Annotated in this window: 16 protein-coding genes; 9 read left to right on the plus strand and 7 right to left on the minus strand. The window is 55.2% G+C overall.

Translation table 11 applies throughout. The features are described 5' to 3' along the window. Positions 1-98: 98 nt before the first annotated feature. Complete coding sequence (gene gltB / locus NYE48_RS04180) at positions 99-4697, plus strand: glutamate synthase large subunit (protein WP_340997049.1); 4599 nt, start codon at positions 99-101, stop codon at positions 4695-4697. Between the two features lie 641 nt (positions 4698-5338). Here the strand turns inward: gltB and NYE48_RS04185 are convergent. After that, positions 5339-5707: a helix-turn-helix domain-containing protein gene (locus NYE48_RS04185; protein WP_036709062.1), complete on the minus strand. Its 369-nt coding sequence runs from the start codon at positions 5705-5707 to the stop codon at positions 5339-5341. Positions 5708-5944: 237 nt separating this feature from the next. Between NYE48_RS04185 and NYE48_RS04190 the strand changes: the two genes are divergently transcribed. From NYE48_RS04190 to NYE48_RS04210, 5 genes are all read left to right on the plus strand, one after another. Beyond that, the gene (locus NYE48_RS04190) at positions 5945-6373 is read left to right on the plus strand and encodes a hypothetical protein (protein ID WP_339322280.1); all 429 of its coding nucleotides are present in this window, start codon (positions 5945-5947) and stop codon (positions 6371-6373) included. 278 nt (positions 6374-6651) lie between these two features. Beyond that, on the plus strand, positions 6652-7617 hold the full coding sequence (locus NYE48_RS04195; protein ID WP_340997051.1) for an LCP family glycopolymer transferase: 966 nt from the start codon (positions 6652-6654) through the stop codon (positions 7615-7617). A 202-nt stretch (positions 7618-7819) separates the two neighbouring features. Further along, a complete protein-coding gene (locus tag NYE48_RS04200) occupies positions 7820-8023 on the plus strand; it encodes a hypothetical protein (protein WP_036709064.1) in 204 nt (67 codons plus the stop codon). Positions 8024-8046: 23 nt separating this feature from the next. Beyond that, positions 8047-8958: an ABC transporter ATP-binding protein gene (locus NYE48_RS04205; protein WP_339322277.1), complete on the plus strand. Its 912-nt coding sequence runs from the start codon at positions 8047-8049 to the stop codon at positions 8956-8958. Continuing rightward, entirely contained in the window at positions 8951-9733 is a 783-nt protein-coding gene (locus NYE48_RS04210; RefSeq protein ID WP_340997053.1) for an ABC transporter permease, read from the plus strand. The genes NYE48_RS04205 and NYE48_RS04210 overlap by 8 nt, the downstream gene beginning before the upstream one ends. Before the next feature lie 131 nt (positions 9734-9864). On the opposite strand, the gene NYE48_RS04215 is transcribed toward NYE48_RS04210, so the two are convergent. Both NYE48_RS04215 and NYE48_RS04220 read right to left on the minus strand, forming a co-directional pair. Next, on the minus strand, positions 9865-10287 hold the full coding sequence (locus NYE48_RS04215) for a bactofilin family protein (protein ID WP_036709068.1): 423 nt from the start codon (positions 10285-10287) through the stop codon (positions 9865-9867). A gap of 10 nt (positions 10288-10297) precedes the next feature. Then, the gene (locus tag NYE48_RS04220) at positions 10298-11308 is read right to left on the minus strand and encodes a M23 family metallopeptidase (RefSeq protein WP_036709071.1); all 1011 of its coding nucleotides are present in this window, start codon (positions 11306-11308) and stop codon (positions 10298-10300) included. Between the two features lie 212 nt (positions 11309-11520). Here NYE48_RS04220 and cls point away from each other — a divergent pair, with 212 nt between their 5' ends. Beyond that, complete coding sequence (gene cls, locus NYE48_RS04225; RefSeq protein ID WP_212950220.1) at positions 11521-12951, plus strand: cardiolipin synthase; 1431 nt, start codon at positions 11521-11523, stop codon at positions 12949-12951. Positions 12952-12966: 15 nt separating this feature from the next. On the opposite strand, the gene NYE48_RS04230 is transcribed toward cls, so the two are convergent. Next, a complete protein-coding gene (locus tag NYE48_RS04230) occupies positions 12967-13290 on the minus strand; it encodes a YnfA family protein (protein ID WP_373316231.1) in 324 nt (107 codons plus the stop codon). Between the two features lie 142 nt (positions 13291-13432). On the opposite strand from NYE48_RS04230, the gene NYE48_RS04235 reads away from it, so the two are divergent. Next, positions 13433-14356 carry a YitT family protein gene (locus NYE48_RS04235; RefSeq protein ID WP_081992286.1) on the plus strand — a complete coding sequence of 308 codons (924 nt, stop codon included), beginning with the start codon at positions 13433-13435 and terminating at the stop codon, positions 14354-14356. A 27-nt stretch (positions 14357-14383) separates the two neighbouring features. Here NYE48_RS04235 and ligD read toward each other — a convergent pair whose 3' ends face one another. From ligD to ku, 3 genes are all read right to left on the minus strand, one after another. Continuing rightward, entirely contained in the window at positions 14384-15286 is a 903-nt protein-coding gene (gene ligD / locus NYE48_RS04240) for a non-homologous end-joining DNA ligase (RefSeq protein ID WP_340997056.1), read from the minus strand. A 141-nt stretch (positions 15287-15427) separates the two neighbouring features. Then, positions 15428-16369, minus strand: a complete 942-nt coding sequence (locus NYE48_RS04245) for an ATP-dependent DNA ligase (RefSeq protein ID WP_340997057.1) — start codon at positions 16367-16369, stop codon at positions 15428-15430. Between the two features lie 24 nt (positions 16370-16393). Next, positions 16394-17314: a non-homologous end joining protein Ku gene (gene ku / locus NYE48_RS04250; RefSeq protein WP_340997058.1), complete on the minus strand. Its 921-nt coding sequence runs from the start codon at positions 17312-17314 to the stop codon at positions 16394-16396. Between the two features lie 201 nt (positions 17315-17515). Here ku and NYE48_RS04255 point away from each other — a divergent pair, with 201 nt between their 5' ends. Next, positions 17516-17809 (plus strand): hypothetical protein, encoded by a 294-nt coding sequence (locus NYE48_RS04255; RefSeq protein ID WP_036709085.1) that lies wholly within the window; start codon positions 17516-17518, stop codon positions 17807-17809. Positions 17810-17819 lie beyond the last annotated feature (10 nt).

A 17819-nucleotide genomic window follows, 5' to 3' on the forward strand; every position in this document is an offset into this window, starting at 1 on the left:
GTTTTGTTCTATAGCCAATGATCGTCTCGACGTGGTTTTGTTTTGCCGTACCCGAAATTAAGTCATTATTCATTCTGAAGACAGAAAGGTTGCTTTCCATGAGACATACGGTACTTCCCCCTAAACAGGGACTTTATGATCCGCAGTTTGAAAAAGACGCCTGCGGCATGGGGTTTGTTGCTCACATCAAGGGCAGGGCTTCCCATGAAATCGTCACCCAGGCGCTGACGATGCTCGAAAATATGGAGCATCGGGGCGGACAGGGCAGCGAACCGAATTCCGGTGACGGAGCCGGGATTATGCTGCAGATTCCGCATCGTTTTTTTGCCGAAGAGGCGCAAAAACAAGGTTTCGAGCTTCCGGAGCCCGGGCAATACGGAGCAGGCATGTTGTTTCTATCCCATGATGAGGCCGTTCGTGAGGCTCATGAGAGCCGGCTGATTCAGATCATTAAGGAAGAAGGGCAGAAATTCCTCGGATTCCGCGACGTCCCGACCTACGACGAAATGCTCGGCAAATCGGCCAAAGAAGCCAAACCTTACGTACGCCAGGTGTTTATCGGACGCAGCGCTGACCTGAAAGAAGATTTGGATTTCGAGCGCAAGCTGTACATCATCCGCAGACGCGCGGAACGGGCCATTCGTTACGGCGGCACGCCTGAAGGCGAAACGTTCTACATTTCCAGCCTGTCCTGCCGGAAAATCGTATACAAAGGGATGCTGACGACGGCGCAGGTCGGCCAATTTTACCTTGATCTGCAAAACGAAGCGGTCGAAACGGCCATCGCGCTCGTCCACTCCCGTTTCAGCACGAATACCTTCCCGAGCTGGGAGCGGGCGCACCCGTACCGCTTCATGATCCATAACGGCGAAATCAACACGCTGCGCGGCAACGTCAACTGGATGCATGCCCGCCAATCCTTGTTCAAAAGCGACGTTTTCGGCGCCGACCTGGACAAGGTAAAGCCGGTCATCAATCCGGACGGTTCGGATACGGCGATGTTCGACAACACGTTTGAGTTCCTCTATCTGAGCGGCCGTTCCCTGCCGCACGTGGCCATGATGATGGTGCCGGAGCCGTGGAACAACCATGAAACGATGGACGAAACGAAAAAAGCGTTCTACGAATACCACAGCACGCTGATGGAGCCGTGGGACGGGCCTGCGGCCATGGCGTTCACGGACGGCGTGCAAATCGGGGCGATCCTGGACCGGAACGGCCTGAGACCTTCCCGTTATTACGTGACCAAAGACGATTTGATCGTCCTGTCCTCCGAAGCGGGCGTGCTCGACATCGCGCCGGAAAACGTGCTGTACAAGGACCGGCTGCGCCCGGGCCGCATGCTGCTGGTCGACACGAAGGAAGGGCGCATCATTTCCGACGAGGAAGTCAAGGCGCAAATCGCCTCCGAGCAGCCTTACCGGCAGTGGCTCGACGAGCATTTGGTCAACCTGGATGAGCTTCCGGACGCGCCGGAGCTGCCGAATCCGAAGCATGACAACGTGACGCAGCTGCAGCTGGCGTTCGGCTATACGTTCGAGGAGCTGCGCAAAGTGTTGGAGCCGATGGCGGCTACCGGCATGGAGGCGCTCGCCTCGATGGGGTACGACGCTCCGCTGGCCGTGCTGTCCGACAAGCCGCAGCGTTTGTACAATTACTTTAAGCAAATGTTCGCGCAGGTCACGAACCCGCCGATCGACGCGATCCGCGAGGAGATCATCACGTCGACCGCAACGACGATCGGACCGGAGCGCAACCTGCTGCATCCGGAGCCGGAAAGCTGCCGGCAGATCCGGCTGGACACGCCGATCCTCTCCAACGAGGATTTCGCGAAAATCCGCCATGTGCATCGTCCGGGCTTCAAGTCGATGACGATTCCGATCTTTTTCACGGCGGCGGACGGGGCCGAAGGTTTGCGTCAGGCGCTTGACGTGCTGTGCGAAGCCGCGGACCGCGTGATTGCCAAAGGCCATAACATCCTGATTTTGTCGGATCGCGGCGTCGACCGCGAAAATGCGGCGATTCCGGCGCTGCTGGCCGTTTCCTGCCTGCATCACCACCTGATCCGCCAGGGAACGCGCACGAAGGTGAGCATCCTGCTGGAATCCGCCGAACCGCGCGAAGTGCATCATTACGCGCTGCTGCTCGGTTACGGCGTAAGCGCGGTCAACCCTTACCTCGCTTTCGAGACGCTGGACGACATGATCCGGCAGGGGCTGCTGCGCGGCGTAACGCATGAAAAAGCCGTCAAAAACTATATTAAAGCGGCGACGAAAAGCGTCGTGAAAATATTGTCCAAAATGGGCATTTCCACGATCCAGTCCTACCGCGGAGCCCAAATTTTCGAGGCGGTGGGCCTGAAGGAAGAATTCGTGGAGCGATACTTTACCAACACGCCGTCCCGGATCGGCGGCATCGGCCTGGAAGAGGTGGCGGCCGAAGCGCTGGCGCACCACAACCGCGCCTTCACCGACAAGGACGGCAACGACAAGGTGCTGGACTCCGGCGGCGAATACCAATGGCGCAAAGACGGGGAAGAGCATCTGTTCAACCCGCAAACGATCCACCTGCTGCAGCAGGCCGTGCGCACCGGCGATTACCAGGTGTATAAAAAATACGCCGAGCTGGTGCAGGGCGAAAACGAGCAGCGGATGACCATCCGTTCCATGCTGAAGTTGAAGCCGGCGGGACCTGCCGTGCCGCTCGAAGAGGTCGAGCCGGTCGAATCCATCATGCGCCGTTTCAAGACCGGGGCGATGTCCTTTGGTTCGATCAGCAAGGAAGCGCATGAAAGCCTGGCGATCGCGATGAACCGCATCGGCGGCAAAAGCAACACCGGCGAAGGCGGGGAAGATCCCGCGCGTTACATTCCGGATGCGAACGGCGATTCCCGCCGCAGCGCCATCAAGCAGGTTGCGTCGGGCCGATTCGGCGTCACGTCGCATTACCTGGTGAATGCCGACGAAATCCAGATCAAGATGGCGCAAGGCGCCAAGCCGGGCGAAGGCGGGCAGCTGCCCGGACGTAAAGTGTACCCGTGGGTAGCCGAAGTGCGCGGTTCCACGCCGGGGGTCGGCCTCATTTCGCCGCCGCCGCATCATGACATCTATTCGATCGAGGATTTGGCGGAGCTGATCTATGATCTGAAGAACGCCAACCCGAGAGCAAGCATTAACGTCAAACTCGTATCCGAAGTGGGCGTCGGCACCATCGCGGCCGGCGTCGCCAAAGGCAGAGCCGACATCATTCTGGTCAGCGGGTATGACGGCGGCACGGGAGCATCGCCGCAAAGCTCGATTCGCCATGCCGGCATGCCGTGGGAGCTCGGGCTCGCGGAAACGCATCAGACGCTGATCCTGAACAATCTGCGCGACCGCGTCGTGCTGGAGACGGACGGCAAAATGCTGAACGGACGCGACCTGGCCGTCGCCGCGCTGCTGGGGGCCGAGGAATACGGCTTCTCCACCGCGCCGCTGATTGCGCTCGGCTGCATCATGATGCGCGTCTGCCAAATGGATACGTGCCCGGTCGGCGTCGCCACGCAAAATCCGGAGCTGCGCAAGCATTTTATGGGCGATCCGGCCCATGTCGTCAACTTCATGAAATTCGTGGCCGAAGATCTGCGCGAGCTGATGGCCGAGCTGGGCTTCCGTACTGTGCAAGAAATGATCGGACGTACCGATTGCCTGGATGCAGATGCGGTCAGCGACCATTGGAAGCGGAAGGGCATGGATTTGTCCGCGCTGCTGCACATGCCGGAAATTCCGGAAGGCAGCACGCGTTACCGCAGCAAAACGCAAAACCATGGTTTGGGAGAAACGCTGGATATGCGCCGCCTGCTTTCCCTCGCTGAACCGGCGCTGGAAAACGGGGCAGCCGTATCGGGCACGCTTCCGATCACCAACGTGGACCGGGCCGTCGGCACGATCCTGGGCAGCGAGGTCACGCGGAAATACGGCGCGGCCGGGCTTCCGGAGGATACGATATCCTTCACGTTTACGGGAACCGCCGGCCAAAGCTTCGGGGCATTCGTGCCGAAAGGCATGACCCTGACGGTCGTGGGCGATGCCAACGACTATACGGGCAAAGGCCTCTCCGGCGGCAAGCTGATCGTGAAACCGTCGGATCAAGCGACCTTCAAAGCCGAAGAGAATATCATTATCGGCAACACCGCGTTTTACGGGGCGACCAGCGGCGAAGCGTACATCAACGGGATTGCCGGCGAACGTTTTGCCGTCCGGAACTCCGGAGCTTCGGTCGTCGTCGAAGGCGTGGGCGACCACGGCTGCGAATACATGACGGGCGGACGCGTCGTCGTGCTGGGCGGCACGGGACGCAACTTTGCGGCCGGCATGTCCGGAGGAATCGCGTATGTCTATGATCCGGAGAATAACTTCATCCAGCGCTGCAACCTGGAAATGGTGCTGCTGGAGCGGGTGGAGGAAATCGAAGAGGCGGAAGAACTGAAGCAGCTGATTCAAAAGCACGTATCCTATACAGGCAGCGCCATGGGACAAAGAGTGCTCGAAAACTGGGATCAAAACTTGAATCAGTTCGTGCGGGTCATTCCGAAGGATTACAAACGGATGACGCAGCATATCCGCAAGGTTCAAGAAAAAGGACTGACGGGCGAAGCGGCCCTGATGGCGGCCTTCGAAGCCAACATGAGAGAGCTTGCCAGAACCGGCAGTCAATAAGTCATAACATTTTCGTGAACGTGTAGGCTCGGTCATAAACGGGTCTGTGATTCGGGCTCCGAAAGGAGACAGAACTCGCAGACCCGTTTTTTTCGACAAAAATAGAACTATATTTAAGAGACAAACTCTCCATCAGACGACAGCATCACGGACGTTCTTGGGATATAATAGAAAAGTCCTATTCTCTTTGGTCAAGGAGACTCGACTTGAGGATAAGACGGATGATCTGATTCTATGATGAATAAATCGATGAGTGGAGCGAGGGTATCTTTCGATGAGAGAAGAGAAGGAGTTTGGTACCGAAGCACGGACCGATCATGAGCATCCGGCGCAGACCCATGTGGATATCCTTAAAGTACTGGAGCAATGCGGGATACACCCCGACAGCTGGCATAGCTACTGTAAGCGGCAGGATCGTTTGGTACGGCATGAACCCAAATAGATCCGTTCATTCCAGCGGAATACTGCTTGCAGGGCTCCTACTTTTTCTATGGTAACTTGGGTTGAAACCTTGGATCTGCCTATCTGTTGTATAGAATTGCGGCAAATGATTATAGAATCCCTCTTCCTTTGCGTAAAGCGCATACATTCTATAATCTTGAAGACCTCGGCGGCTGATGGCTGCCGAGGTCTCTTTCTGTTTATTTCATGGAGCGCTCCATCCGAACGAAAGCGATGAAACGTCTGGCTTCCTCTTCGGTCAGGCTCCGTCCGTCGACGGTCAAGTTAAACCGGTCCAGCAAATCGGAATCCGAAAGCTCCAAATGATCCACGAATTCCCGCACCTCGGGGTCCATCTCCAGCTTGGGCTGATTCGTGCGGCCGATCAAATAATCGATGGAAACTTCAAACTTATCGGCAAGCTTGGTCAATATTTCGAAATCAGGTTTGCGGCGGTTCTTTTCATAATGGGAGAGTGCGGCTCTCGTGATGCCAATCGATTGGGCTAATTCTTCTTGAGTCCATCCTCTTTGGTCCCGGAGTTCTGCGATGCGATTACCATGATTCATGAATTAACCTCCTCTGATTGCTTGCAAATTACCGATTTAAGGAAACAAATGAATCGCATGCTTTCCTATGTTTATGTATATCGAAATTGGCTTAAAAAAAGATTGACTAGTTACAAAATGTATCGTAAAGTAAAAAATGCGAGTGATACTAAATGTATCCATATCAGAAACATTATGTATCGATAATAAGTGTAGTACGATTCACATATTTTTATACCCATAGGCAGGGTCGGTGCGATGAATATATTGACGTCATACGGCATACACCTTCAAATGTACATATCCATTAAACAAATAGGAGAAACCCTCGTTGCCCTGGGACGCTCCCGTCCGGCCGTATTGTGGGAAGTCGAATCCCGCACGCTCGTATTTATCAGTGATTTGGATTTTCCTCTCGTGCCGGAAATCCGGCTCTTCTTCGACATCGGTTACGATGGAAGGCCGATCTGCCGGATGCATGGCAAGCTGCTGTGGAAAGAGGACAGTTTGTCGAATGCCAAGCTGTACGGAGTCCTCCTCGATCCGGATGAGCACGGACAAGCAAACATGGCGAAACAAATCACCCGCACCGTCACGGGCGGCAGAGTTCGACAGCAACAATATGATCCCTATACGGATGTCATGGCTGAACATGAAAGCGGCCGGATCTTTGATGTTTCTACATAGGAATGTTGTTGAAAAAAACATGGGATCGCTAGAAAAAAACCGTATTATTACGGGAAAAGAATATCAATGGGATAAAGTCATTTTACTATATTTATCGAAGCGCTGCATAGTGCTTTCGCCCGAAAAAACCATTTAAATAAGCGTGGAGTAATCCATACGGGGGACTCGGATTTGCGCAAAAGCATAAAAGCCATTTTTGGGGGCGATCCAGGCTTACCGGGTTTTGTGCCAACGGGCGGGGACACCTATTAACCAACGAAAGGTAGCGTGCCGATTCAATGAAAAAATGGATCCTTATCGTGTCTTCCATATTGATCATCGCCGTCGCGGGTGTTACGGCATATGCCGCTTACATTTACCAATCGGTCAAGACGACCGCGCACAAAATCTATGAAAGCAGGGATGGGCAGGTGCTGCCTGAGCCGGCCGGCAAGGAAGGGAACACCGCCGAGGCAGCCGGGGCGGAGTACAGTGCCTCCCGAACGGAAAAGGCCGCTCCTTTTGATTTGCAGGATAAGAAACCATTCACCGTGCTTGTGCTGGGCGTCGATCAGCGCGAGCATGACCGGGGACGATCGGACGCGATGATCTTTTTGACGGTCAACCCGGCGAAGCAAAGCATGCTGATGTTCAATATTCCGCGGGATACCCGGACGGAAATTATCGGCCGCGGCACCGTGGATAAAATCAACCACGCATACGCGTTCGGGGGCGTCAACATGTCCGTCAAGACGGTGGAGCATTTCCTTGATTACCCCGTGAATTACTATGTCAGGGTGAATATGGAGGGGTTCGCGCGCATCATTGACTCCCTTGGCGGCGTCGATGTCGACAATCCTTTTGCTTTCTCTTATGCAGGGCACCGGTTTGATCAAGGACAGCTGCATTTGACCGGGCAAGAGGCGCTGATGTATTCGCGGATGCGGTTCGACGACCCGCGCGGGGACATGGGCAGAAACGCAAGGCAGCGACAGATTTTGCAGCAGGTCATCAAAAATTCATTGAACATCGCCACCGTGACCAAAATCGAGTCGTTGCTGGATGAGGTTGCGGACACCGTCAAAACGGATATTACCTTTGAAGACATGGAAACCTTTCTGATGGATTACAGAACCGACCTCAAAAAAATCGATCAGGTCGAAATCAGCGGCCAAGGGCAACGGATCCAAGGCATCTGGTACTACCTGGTGAACGACAAGGAACGAAGCCGGATCCATCAGTTGATCAAGCAGCATATGGAGTAAGGATGAAACCGACCGGGAAACTATCCCGGCGGTTTTTTTGCATTGTACGGCAAGAAACTTGACAGAAAGCAGCGCTTGATGTAGATTTCTGATAACGATACAAAACGTAACCTTTCCGAAACAAGAAGATGCGGCAGGCGGTTTGTCCACGAATCAGGATAAAAAATGCGGCTTTATACCCAGGGAGAGGAAGGCGGTTCCAATGAAAAACCTGCAGTACGTCTATTGCTTGTGCTGCGAGAACGCGGTGCCTGCATCGGACGCGATGGTTATTTTCCAGACGGGATACTACCGGGGGACGATTCCTTTGGGCTGCTGTCAACCATGTTATCAACAGGGGGAAAAAGAGAAAAATTACCAGTATATGGGGCATTTGCGTCACGGCTATGTTACAATGAGGCGATAATCTACGACGAGGGAGTGAAGCGAATGCAGCATGAACCGGTGGTCCGGCTGGAAGGGGTAACGAAAAAGGTTGGGTCCAGAACGCTGGTGGAAAACGTTACGCTCGACATTCCGCCCGGGCAGGTATTCGGATTTCTGGGACCCAACGGCGCCGGGAAAACCACGACGATTCGCATGATGGTCGGTTTGACCTCCATCAGCCAAGGGGATATCAACATATGCGGTTACAGCATAAAGGAGCATTTCGAGAAGGCCGTCGCCAATGTGGGGGCTATTGTCGAAAATCCGGAAATGTACAAGTTTTTGACGGGATACCAAAATTTGCGCCATTTCGCCCGCATGATGAAGGGCATTGACGCAAAGCGGATTGAAGAGGTGGTGAGACTCGTAGGTCTCGGCAACCGGATTCACGACAAGGTTAGGACTTATTCCCTGGGAATGCGGCAGCGCTTGGGCGTGGCGCAGGCCATTTTGCACCGGCCGCGGCTTTTGATTTTGGACGAGCCCACCAACGGGCTTGATCCGCAAGGAATCCGGGAGCTCCGCGATTATTTGCGCCATCTGTGCCGGGATGAAGGGACGACCGTGTTCGTCTCCAGCCACCTGCTGTCCGAAATGGAGCTGATGTGCGACAGCGTGGCGATTATCCAGAACGGTCGGCTGATCGACGTCAGATCGCTCCGAAACGGCAGCGAAAGCAAGGCGGAAGCGGCCGAAACCGGATTTGCGGTGGATGAGCCGGAGCGCGCCCTGGCCGTCCTGGAAGGCGGCAGCCGGGAGGGGAACGTGATTACCCTGAAGCTGGGCCGGGACGAGATTCCGGAAATCAACGCCAGGCTGGTTCAGGCGGGCATCAAGGTGTACGGCATACAAACGGTGACCCGGTCGCTGGAAGATCAGTTCCTGGAAATGACGGGAGGTGATCCGATTGGGTAATTTTCTCGGCCTCGTGCGAAACGAAAACATGAAAATTTACCGGCGCGTCCGGACGTGGGTCATGCTCGGGATTTTGGCGTTTTGCAATGCGATCCTTCCGGTGCTTTTTTCCATGGTCGATTCGGGAGGGCAAACCACGTTATGGGACAGCGTCATGTTGACCGCATCGTTTACGTTTTACCTGTGCACGATTTTTTCCGTCATCGTCGCAGCCGACTCCGTGGCGGGGGAATTTTCCTGGGGCACGATCAAGCTGCTTTTGGTCCGCCCGTGGAGCCGGTCCAAAATTTTGCTTTCCAAATATATAGCGGTCATTCTGTTTAGCCTGCTGTGCACGCTGCTGCTTGCCGCGGTCGCGATGCTGGCGTCGAGCATTTTCTTTGCGGGCGGCGGGGAAAGCAGTTTGATCGGTCCGGGCGAGAGCGGTTCCGCCTTTACGTTCCGCTACCTGCTTTGCGATTACGTGAATTTGTTCATGACGGTGGCGATTGCGTTCATGCTGTCGACCGTGTTCCGTGCCGGAGGGTTGTCCATCGGTCTGGCGCTGTTCATCATGTTCGCCAAAGGGATTTTTGCGAGCTTGTTCAACCCGGACCGTTACGGCTGGGCAAAATATCTTCTGTTTTCGCACATGGATCTCTCGGGGTATCTGAAAGCCGACGAAGGACCGGGCGGAGCGACCCTTGGATTTTCCCTGGCGGTGCTGGCCGTCTATTATATCGTGTTTATGGCGGTTTCCTGGTACGTGTTCCATAAAAGGGACGTTGCCGCCTAATTCGTCAAGCCCGGCTTTAGCTGTGCGCGCATTCGCTCGCGTACCGCTAAGGCCGGGCTTTTTTGAGAAATGCCCTGGGAGGACGAATGATGGCGTGAATCGTCACGTTTTCCGGCGGCAGTGCATCGGTTTTAGCCTGCTTCCGATTCCAGCAGATGCACATCGCCTGCTCCGGCGTTTTCCTGGCGTTCATCCTGTTTGGGCTCCATTTTGCTGGAACCGTTCAGGATCCCGCCCTCGGCGATGACGAGGGACGAGGCGGCGAGCACGTTGCCGAACATCTGGCCGGTCGAGGTGATCGTCAGCCTGCCTTCCGCCTGCACGTCTCCAAACACTTTTCCCGCAATGATAACCTCCCTGGCGCTGATGTCGGACCTGGCCTCGGCATGCTCGCCGATGGTGACGCAGGCGGTGCTTTCGATGACGCCGCTGAATTTGCCTTCGATGCGCACGTTGGCCTGGCAGGCCAGGGCGCCTTCAACCTCGGTGCCTCTGCCGATCAACGAATCCGTCGGCATGGCATTTTTCTTGGACGATTTGGATCTGCTCAACATAAAACCCTCCTTAATCGAATTCAGAATTCTGCGCTCGAATGTACGGAAGCGGATTCACGGGCTTATCGTTTTTGACGACCTGAAAGTGAAGATGGGGGCCGGTGCTGCGGCCGGTGGACCCGAGAAGAGCGATTTGCTCGCCTTTATCCACCGAATCCCCTTCTTTGACCTGCAGTTTGCTGAGGTGCATGTACCAGGTTTGCAGCCCGTTCGGGTGTTCGATGACGATATAGCGCCCGCGGGCCCCGCTTTGATCGGCAGCGATGACCTTTCCCGCGCCCGCGGCATAAACCGGTTCGCCGTTATCTCCCGCAATGTCGATGCCGGCATGGAAGGAAGCTCTGCCCGTAAAGGGATCGGTCCGGTAACCGAAGCTGGAGGTCATCACTTTGGATTCGGTCGGCCATAAGGTCGGGCTGCCTGCGATCTGCCGCTGGGTTTCCTGGGCTTTTTGCAGCGTTTGGGGGATCTTGCTTTCCATCGTTTTTAGCAGCTCCTGCATCTCCTGAAAGTCGTCTTTCGTCTCCCGGGCCAAATCCAGCATCTCGTTTTGGTGCACGGCAACGAACTCGCCCCCGACATGCTGCGAAGCATCCCGGGACAGGGAAGACGCTTTATCCGATGAATCATCCGCGGCCATGCCGGTGCCGTGTTTTTGGATAAACTGCTGAAGCTGCCGCTCCAATTCGTCGACTTGCTGCATTCTTTGCTGCATATCCTTCGCCTGCGTCGACAGCTTGATGATTTCGTTTTGCAGTCGTTCGATGGATTGCTCGCGGCTGTTGACCGAGTTTTGCAGCTGCAGGTTTTTCGCGTTTTCGAGGGTGACCTTCTGCTCCAGTCGGGAAATGGCTTGGGAGGAATGGGCCTGCAGGGCAAGGATGAGGCCGGACAACGAGAGGACCGCGGCGGCGGGAACGGCCATCATCAAGGGTTTGGATAGACGGATCTGCTTGACCGAATGCTGGGCGTCCCTCATCACGAGAAGCGTCATGCGTCGATTGGCGGATGCACGTTTCATGGCGGCTCCTTTCCATAACTTCGTTTATACTTGTCTTATCATCTATGTATTCGAAAGAGGCGCCAAACATGTCTAAAATGTTACCTTTTTCATCCCTTGCGTCTGCCCGTCCGTCTTGAGGTAATGACTTGAATAAAGAAGGCTTGGTTTGGTCAATGATGGATAAGTAACCGATTCAAGCGGGAAGCGTTCGGGGGAAGGGGGAGTCTTTCATGGCATGGCTGCTGCTCGCACTCATCATCTTTATTTTTCAAATGGCAACGATTTTGCTGCTGGAATTCCGCAATCCTTCCAAAACGGTCGCATGGATGTTCATCCTGTTTTGCTGTCCGATGATCGGCTTCGTCGTTTACTATTTTGTCGCTCAGGACTACAAGGCCCGCAAGCAGCTCCGCACCCGGGGGACGCGTTTATTCCGGCAAGTCCGCCCGGTCATCTGGAGCAGGGCGGTTACCGTCCAAACCATCGAAGAGATGCACAATCCCGAATTCCGCCACCAGGAGCGGCTGTTTAATCTGCTGTCGCGTTTGTCGGAAAGCCCGATCACGGGCTGCAACAAAAGCCGGGTGCTGACCGACGGGGAAGAGACGTTCGGCGCGATGCTGAAGGCGATGGAGGCGGCCAAGGAGCACATCCATATCGAATTTTACATTTTCAGGCACGACGTCATCGGGACCCGTTTTCAGGAGATCATGATCCGCAAGGCGAAAGAAGGCGTCAAAGTGCGGTTCATGTGCGACGGCCTGGGAAGCTACAAGCTGAAACGGGAGTTCGTGGACAAGCTGAAGGAGGCGGGGGTGGAGTTTCATTTTTTTCTGCCGCCGCTTTTTGCCCTGATCGACCGCCGCATCAACTACCGGAATCACCGCAAAATCATCGTGGTGGACGGGGTCAAAGGGTTCGTGGGCGGCATCAACGTGGGGGACGATTATTTGGGACAATACCCGAAAATGGGCTACTGGCGGGACACGCATCTGGAGATCGAGGGGGATGCCGTCTATTTTTTGCAGAACGTGTTTTTGAACGACTGGCAGCTTGCTTCCGGCGAAAAAATCGCCGACCCCGCCTTGTTTCCCGAGCATCACTGCAAGGGAGACGAGCAGATCCAGATCGTCAGCAGCGGCCCGGACCAGGCTTGGAACGCGATACAGGAGTTTTGCTTCACGGCCATCTCCGTCGCGAAAAAAAGAATTTGGATCGCTTCGCCCTATTTCATTCCCGATCCCGGCATTTACGAAGGGCTGAAAACCGCGGCCGTCAGCGGCGTCGACGTTCGGATCATGATCCCGTGGAGGGCCGATTCCAGGCTTGTCCACCTGGCGTCCTTGTCATACGTGGAGGAGCTGATGCTGGCGGGCGTCCGCTTTTTTCAATACCAAAAGGGATTTATCCATGCCAAAGTGCTGATCGTCGACGACTTGCTGGCTTCGGTGGGCACCGCCAACATGGACATGCGCAGCTTTTTTTGCAATTTCGAGCTGACCGCCGCGCTGTTTGAGCCGTCCGCCATCGACCGGCTGACCGCTGATTTTGAGAACGATATGGGCGTATGCCGGGAGATGACGAAAAAGGAGTTTCAACGGAGGCCGTTTCTGCACAAAAAAGCGGAGATGCTTTGCCGCATGCTGTCTCCGCTGCTGTAGCGGCCCTGCCCCTCCTTAGGAGCGGGGAGCCCACAGAATAATCGATACGCCGACCAGGCAAAGCGCCGCGCCGATCCAATCGTAGAGATCCGGGACGTTTTTGTCGATCCCCCAGCCCCAGAGCAGGGCAAGGAGGATAAAAACGCCTCCGTACGCGGCATACACCCGCCCGAAAGAAGGAAAATGCTGAAGCGTGGGGATGATGCCGTACAAGACCAGCACGGCCGCGCCGGCCAGCCCGTACCACCAAGGTTTGGATTCCCGGAGCCAAAGCCACACCAGGTAGCCGCCGCCGATCTCTGCCAGCCCGGCCGCCAGAAATAAAAATATGGTTCTCATGATAGAAAAACTCCCATCAACGTTAATACTCCGCTTAAAACTATGATATAATATATAAGAAGAATATTCACAAAAAACTCGCCGGGGGAGCGTTCAGTTTTATTGATAAACACACCAAATCGATAAGAATCGGGGGGATTCGATGGCTGGAACTTCTAATACCCAAACCGCGGAACGCGCAAAAATTCCGCATGGAAAGCAGCAACCGTTAAACGCGCCGACTTCCAAGCTCAAGGTTTTGTCGCGCATCATCGTGATGCTGATCGGCGCCGGGCTGGTGGCGGTCGCGCTTGAAATCTTTCTCGTAAACAACAATATCATCGATGGCGGGATTACCGGCATCTCCATCATGTTAGCTCACCTCTTTCATTTGCCGCTTGGCATCTTTCTGACGTTACTCAATCTTCCTTTCCTGTTTCTCGGTTATAAGCAAATCGGCAAAACCTTTGCCTTCTCGACGCTGGCAGCCGTACTCGTCATGTCGGTCGGCACCGCTCTTCTCGAGCCCGTCAAACCGATTACGTTCGATCCGCTGCTTGCCGCCATCTTCGGCGGGGTGATCCTGGGAGCCGGCGTAGGCCTGGTCATCCGTGCAGGGGGATCGACGGACGGCAGCGAAATCGTGGCGATCCTCATCAACAAGAAAACGCCGTTTTCCGTCGGCGAAATCATCATGTTCATCAACGTGTTCATTCTGACGAGCGCGGGGTTCGTGTTCGGCTGGAACAACGCCATGTACTCGCTTATCGCGTATTTCATCGCCTTTAAAGTGATTGATATCACCAACGAAGGCATCGACCAATCGAAATCGGTATGGATCATCAGCGATAAATACAAAGAGATTGGCGATGCGCTGACCCAGCGTCTCGGCCGCGGCGTGACGTATCTCGAAGGAGAAGGGGCCTATTCGGGCGACAGCAAAAAGGTTATTTTCGTCGTCATCACCCGCCTCGAGGAAGCGAAGCTCAAGTCCATCGTCGGGGATTGGGACCCGGACGCGTTTCTTGCGGTTGGTAATATCCATGACGTTAAGGGCGGCAGGTTCAAGAAAAAGGATATTCATTAGCGCAACGCATAAAGCAAGCCCGGAAGGTTATCTTCCGGGCTTTGTCGCGTTCAAATGGCGGAGCACCTGCTCCACCGGCTGCGGAGGCAGGGCGGCGATCAGGTCGCCGGTTTCCTTCAGCCGCTCCTCGATGTTCAGCAGATGGAAATCAAGCGGCGACACGTTGCTGTCCACCTCTTCCCAGTAAAGCGGCGTCGATACGGTCGCGCCGGGACGGGCGCGGGGAGTATACGGGGCGGCGAGGGTTTTGCCGTGATAATGCTGCAGGTAATCGAAATAAATTTTGCCCTCGCGGTTTTTCTTCAGCCGTTCGAGCGTGAACAGGTCCGGATGTTTTTCGGTCACGAACCGGCCGACGAAATGGCCGATCACCCGGAGCTCGTCGAAGGTGATGCCCTGGTTGATCGGCACGATGATCTGGATGCCGGTGGCTCCGGAGGTTTTCGGCACCGAAGCGAGTCCCAGGGAGTGCAGCACTTTGCCGACGATGGAGGCGGCTTCCATAATGCGCGGCTCTTCCTCGCGCGACGGGTCCAGATCGATCATCCATTCGCAAGGGAGGGTGCTCCCGACATAATGAAGGGAAGGATGGAACTCCAGGGCGGCAAGGTTGCCGAGCCACAGCAGCTCGGGCAGCCCGTTCAGCACAATATAATGGATGCCGTCCTGCTCGGCCGTTTTGACGAACTCGGGCAGCGGATCGGGAGCGTTTTTCTGGTAAAAAAACTCGCCGGGCACGCCATGCGGATAACGGATCGTCGTCAGCAGGCGGTTTCGGCAATAACGGAGCAGGTAAGGGGCCAGCGCGGCCAGCTTTTGCAGATACATGGCTTTGGTGACGCCCATTTCGGGCCAGAGCGGCTTGTCCGGATTCGTGATGGGGATGTCGTGGCCTTCAATGTTGATGGTGCCTTTAATCGTTCGCGGCATCGGTGTACCTCCGTAGAAAATTTGTCGCCGGGCGTCCCTTTTGGGAGCCGCCGTTCTCTTTCGTTAGACCGGTAGAACCTGCGCCCGGAAATGGAGGTGCTTTCGGCACGAAGGGATGAATGACCGGATGATGGCCGTTTCTCATGGGTCCAGCCTGCATTCTTCAGGCAAAACGTCGACGAAAGCCTGAATGCTCGGCTGCCGGAGCGTCCCGTAGACCGTCCATTCCAAAAAATTCACTTTCACGACCCACCGGGGGCGGATCCATACCGCTCCTTTATGGCGTTCCGGCTGATTGGCAAAGGGCCTTTCCTTTTGGACCATGCCGGCGGCTTCTTCCGTAATCCTCCGCCAATCGGCGACGCCGAGCTTGCCGGTTCCCGCGTGTCCGATGTAAATCAGCCGCCCGTCCTCGTCGTACAAGCCGAGCAGCAGCGCATTGACGATGCCGTCGCGGTAGGTGACGCCTCCGACGACCGCATTCAGGTCCATGATGTTTTTCAGCTTCTGCCATCGCTTGTCTTTGCCATGGGTCGCATAGGCGCTGCTTACGTCCTTGACCACGATCCCTTCCAGCCGGTGCTGCCGCGAAATATCGTGGAGCAGGGAAAGATCGGAATAGCTTGGCACCAGCTGAACGTGGGGACCCGGAATGAGCATTTCCTGCAGCAGGGCTTGCCGCTCGCGAAGCGGCTTCGACGTCACCCATTCCCCGTTGCAGTACAGGATGTCAAACACCATGTAAACGATCGGAATTTGCCGTACCCGGGCGCGGATCTGCTGCTCTTGGCGCAGCCCGTCCCTTTTCATGACCTGATGGAACGAAGGCACGCCGCCCACCAAAGCGATAATTTCGCCATCCAAAATGACGGAGTCCGCTTTGCAGTATACGGACGTGTCCCACAGCTCGGGATATTGGGGCGTGCGCTTGTTCCCTTTGCGGTTGATCAGCTCCGTTTCCTCGCCGTCGTTGTATACGAGCATGCGCACGCCGTCCCATTTGATCTGGGCGATCCAGTTGTCCCCGGAAGGCAGAACGTCGGTCATGATCGGCTCGAACGGTTTTACCGGGGCAAATTTCATCTGATGTCCTCCGTCTTGGTCCGGTTACGATACCGTTTCATTTTTCTTTGCGGTTTTTCGCCGTTTCGGCTTCGGCCCTTCGGCTCCTGCGGCTTGCTTGTCTTCCGCGGCTGCGGTTTTGGTTTTGGCCTTGGCCGTTTTTTTCGGCTTTCCGGGGTCGGTCGGGGTGATGGCGGCCGGCTTGGCGGCTTCGATGCTTGCCTGTAGGGCGGCCATGAGATCGATGACGTTCGTTTCCTGCTTGGCCGGCGCGATTTTGATTTCTTCGCCCGTTACCTTGTGTTCGATCAGTTCGAGCAGACGCGCGCGGTAGTCGTCCGTGTATTTTTCCGGATCAAAAGGGGTCGACAGCTGGTCGATCAGCATTTGGGCCATGCCGAGCTCCTTTTCGTTGACGGCGATGTTTTCGGGCAAATTCGGCACTTGCGAGACGGGTCGGATTTCATCCGGATAAAACATCGTTTCGATCGCCAGGCAATTGTCGAGCACCCGGATGGCGGCCAAACTGCTTTTGGAACGGATGGATATTTTGGCGATGCCGATTTTTCCGCTTTGGCTCATCGCTTCCTTCAGCAGCTGGTACGCGTTGCCGCCCGCCTGGTCCGGGGCCAGGTAATACGTTTTTTGAAAATAAATCGGGTCGATTTCGGACAAATCCACAAAATCCAAAATGGCGATGCTTTTGTTCGCCTGCTCGGCGATCTGCTCCAGCTCGTCCTTTTCGAACAACACGAATTTGCCTTTTTCGTATTCGTAGCCTTTGGAGATTTCCTCCCACTGCACTTCTTTTTCGCAGACGGGGCATTTCCGGACATAGGATAGCGGGCTGCCGCATTCCTTGTGCACGTAACGCATCGAGATATCCTTGTCTTCCGTCGCCGAAAACATTTTGACGGGCACGTGAACCAGTCCGAAGCTGATGGCCCCTTTCCAAACCGTATGCATGATTTTAGCCTCTCCTTCGCTTATTGATCATCGTTTTGCAGCTTTTGCTCGTTCTTTATAGTATGGGTATGTTTCGCCGAATCTATGACATCCGGGTTGAAAGAAAGGGAGAAGTTTTGCCCCAAATGACATGGTTTTTCATGAAAAGGGCATAGTAAGGGGAGCGAGAGATCATTTTATGTTTCAGGAGGCAGCGAAAAAATGCGTGAACATCAGGATGAAGCGAAGCTGAACGCTTCCGCGGCGACCGAAAGATACGACGAAGAGTCCCGCAAGCTGGAGTCGGCCAGTTATACGCAAAGCGGCAATGACGTGGATTGGGAAAAGATGACCTCCAAAGATCCGGTCGTGACCCATGAAACCCATATGTTCGACATCGACCGCATGGTGAATGAAGGCCTCGGCGGCGGCAATATTACGGCGGATAACGGGTATATCGGCGATAGCACGACGGATGCGATGGTTCCCGAAGCGCGTTCCGACGAGGATGCGTAATTCCAAAACG

This window comes from Paenibacillus sp. FSL M7-1455, from assembly GCF_038004655.1.
GTDB classification, from domain to species: Bacteria; Bacillota; Bacilli; order Paenibacillales; family Paenibacillaceae; genus Paenibacillus_AQ; species Paenibacillus_AQ cookii.

Coding starts and splice junctions, on each gene's coding strand:
- gltB (WP_340997049.1), top strand. CDS start 99: ATGAGACATACGGTACTTCCCCCTAAACAGGGACTTTATGATCCGCAG.
- NYE48_RS04185 (WP_036709062.1), bottom strand. CDS start 5,707: ATGAATCATGGTAATCGCATCGCAGAACTCCGGGACCAAAGAGGATGG.
- NYE48_RS04190 (WP_339322280.1), top strand. CDS start 5,945: ATGAATATATTGACGTCATACGGCATACACCTTCAAATGTACATATCC.
- NYE48_RS04195 (WP_340997051.1), top strand. CDS start 6,652: ATGAAAAAATGGATCCTTATCGTGTCTTCCATATTGATCATCGCCGTC.
- NYE48_RS04200 (WP_036709064.1), top strand. CDS start 7,820: ATGAAAAACCTGCAGTACGTCTATTGCTTGTGCTGCGAGAACGCGGTG.
- NYE48_RS04205 (WP_339322277.1), top strand. CDS start 8,047: ATGCAGCATGAACCGGTGGTCCGGCTGGAAGGGGTAACGAAAAAGGTT.
- NYE48_RS04215 (WP_036709068.1), bottom strand. CDS start 10,287: ATGTTGAGCAGATCCAAATCGTCCAAGAAAAATGCCATGCCGACGGAT.
- NYE48_RS04220 (WP_036709071.1), bottom strand. CDS start 11,308: ATGAAACGTGCATCCGCCAATCGACGCATGACGCTTCTCGTGATGAGG.
- cls (WP_212950220.1), top strand. CDS start 11,521: ATGGCATGGCTGCTGCTCGCACTCATCATCTTTATTTTTCAAATGGCA.
- NYE48_RS04230 (WP_373316231.1), bottom strand. CDS start 13,290: ATGAGAACCATATTTTTATTTCTGGCGGCCGGGCTGGCAGAGATCGGC.
- NYE48_RS04235 (WP_081992286.1), top strand. CDS start 13,433: ATGGCTGGAACTTCTAATACCCAAACCGCGGAACGCGCAAAAATTCCG.
- ligD (WP_340997056.1), bottom strand. CDS start 15,286: ATGCCGCGAACGATTAAAGGCACCATCAACATTGAAGGCCACGACATC.
- NYE48_RS04245 (WP_340997057.1), bottom strand. CDS start 16,369: ATGAAATTTGCCCCGGTAAAACCGTTCGAGCCGATCATGACCGACGTT.
- ku (WP_340997058.1), bottom strand. CDS start 17,314: ATGCATACGGTTTGGAAAGGGGCCATCAGCTTCGGACTGGTTCACGTG.
- NYE48_RS04255 (WP_036709085.1), top strand. CDS start 17,516: ATGCGTGAACATCAGGATGAAGCGAAGCTGAACGCTTCCGCGGCGACC.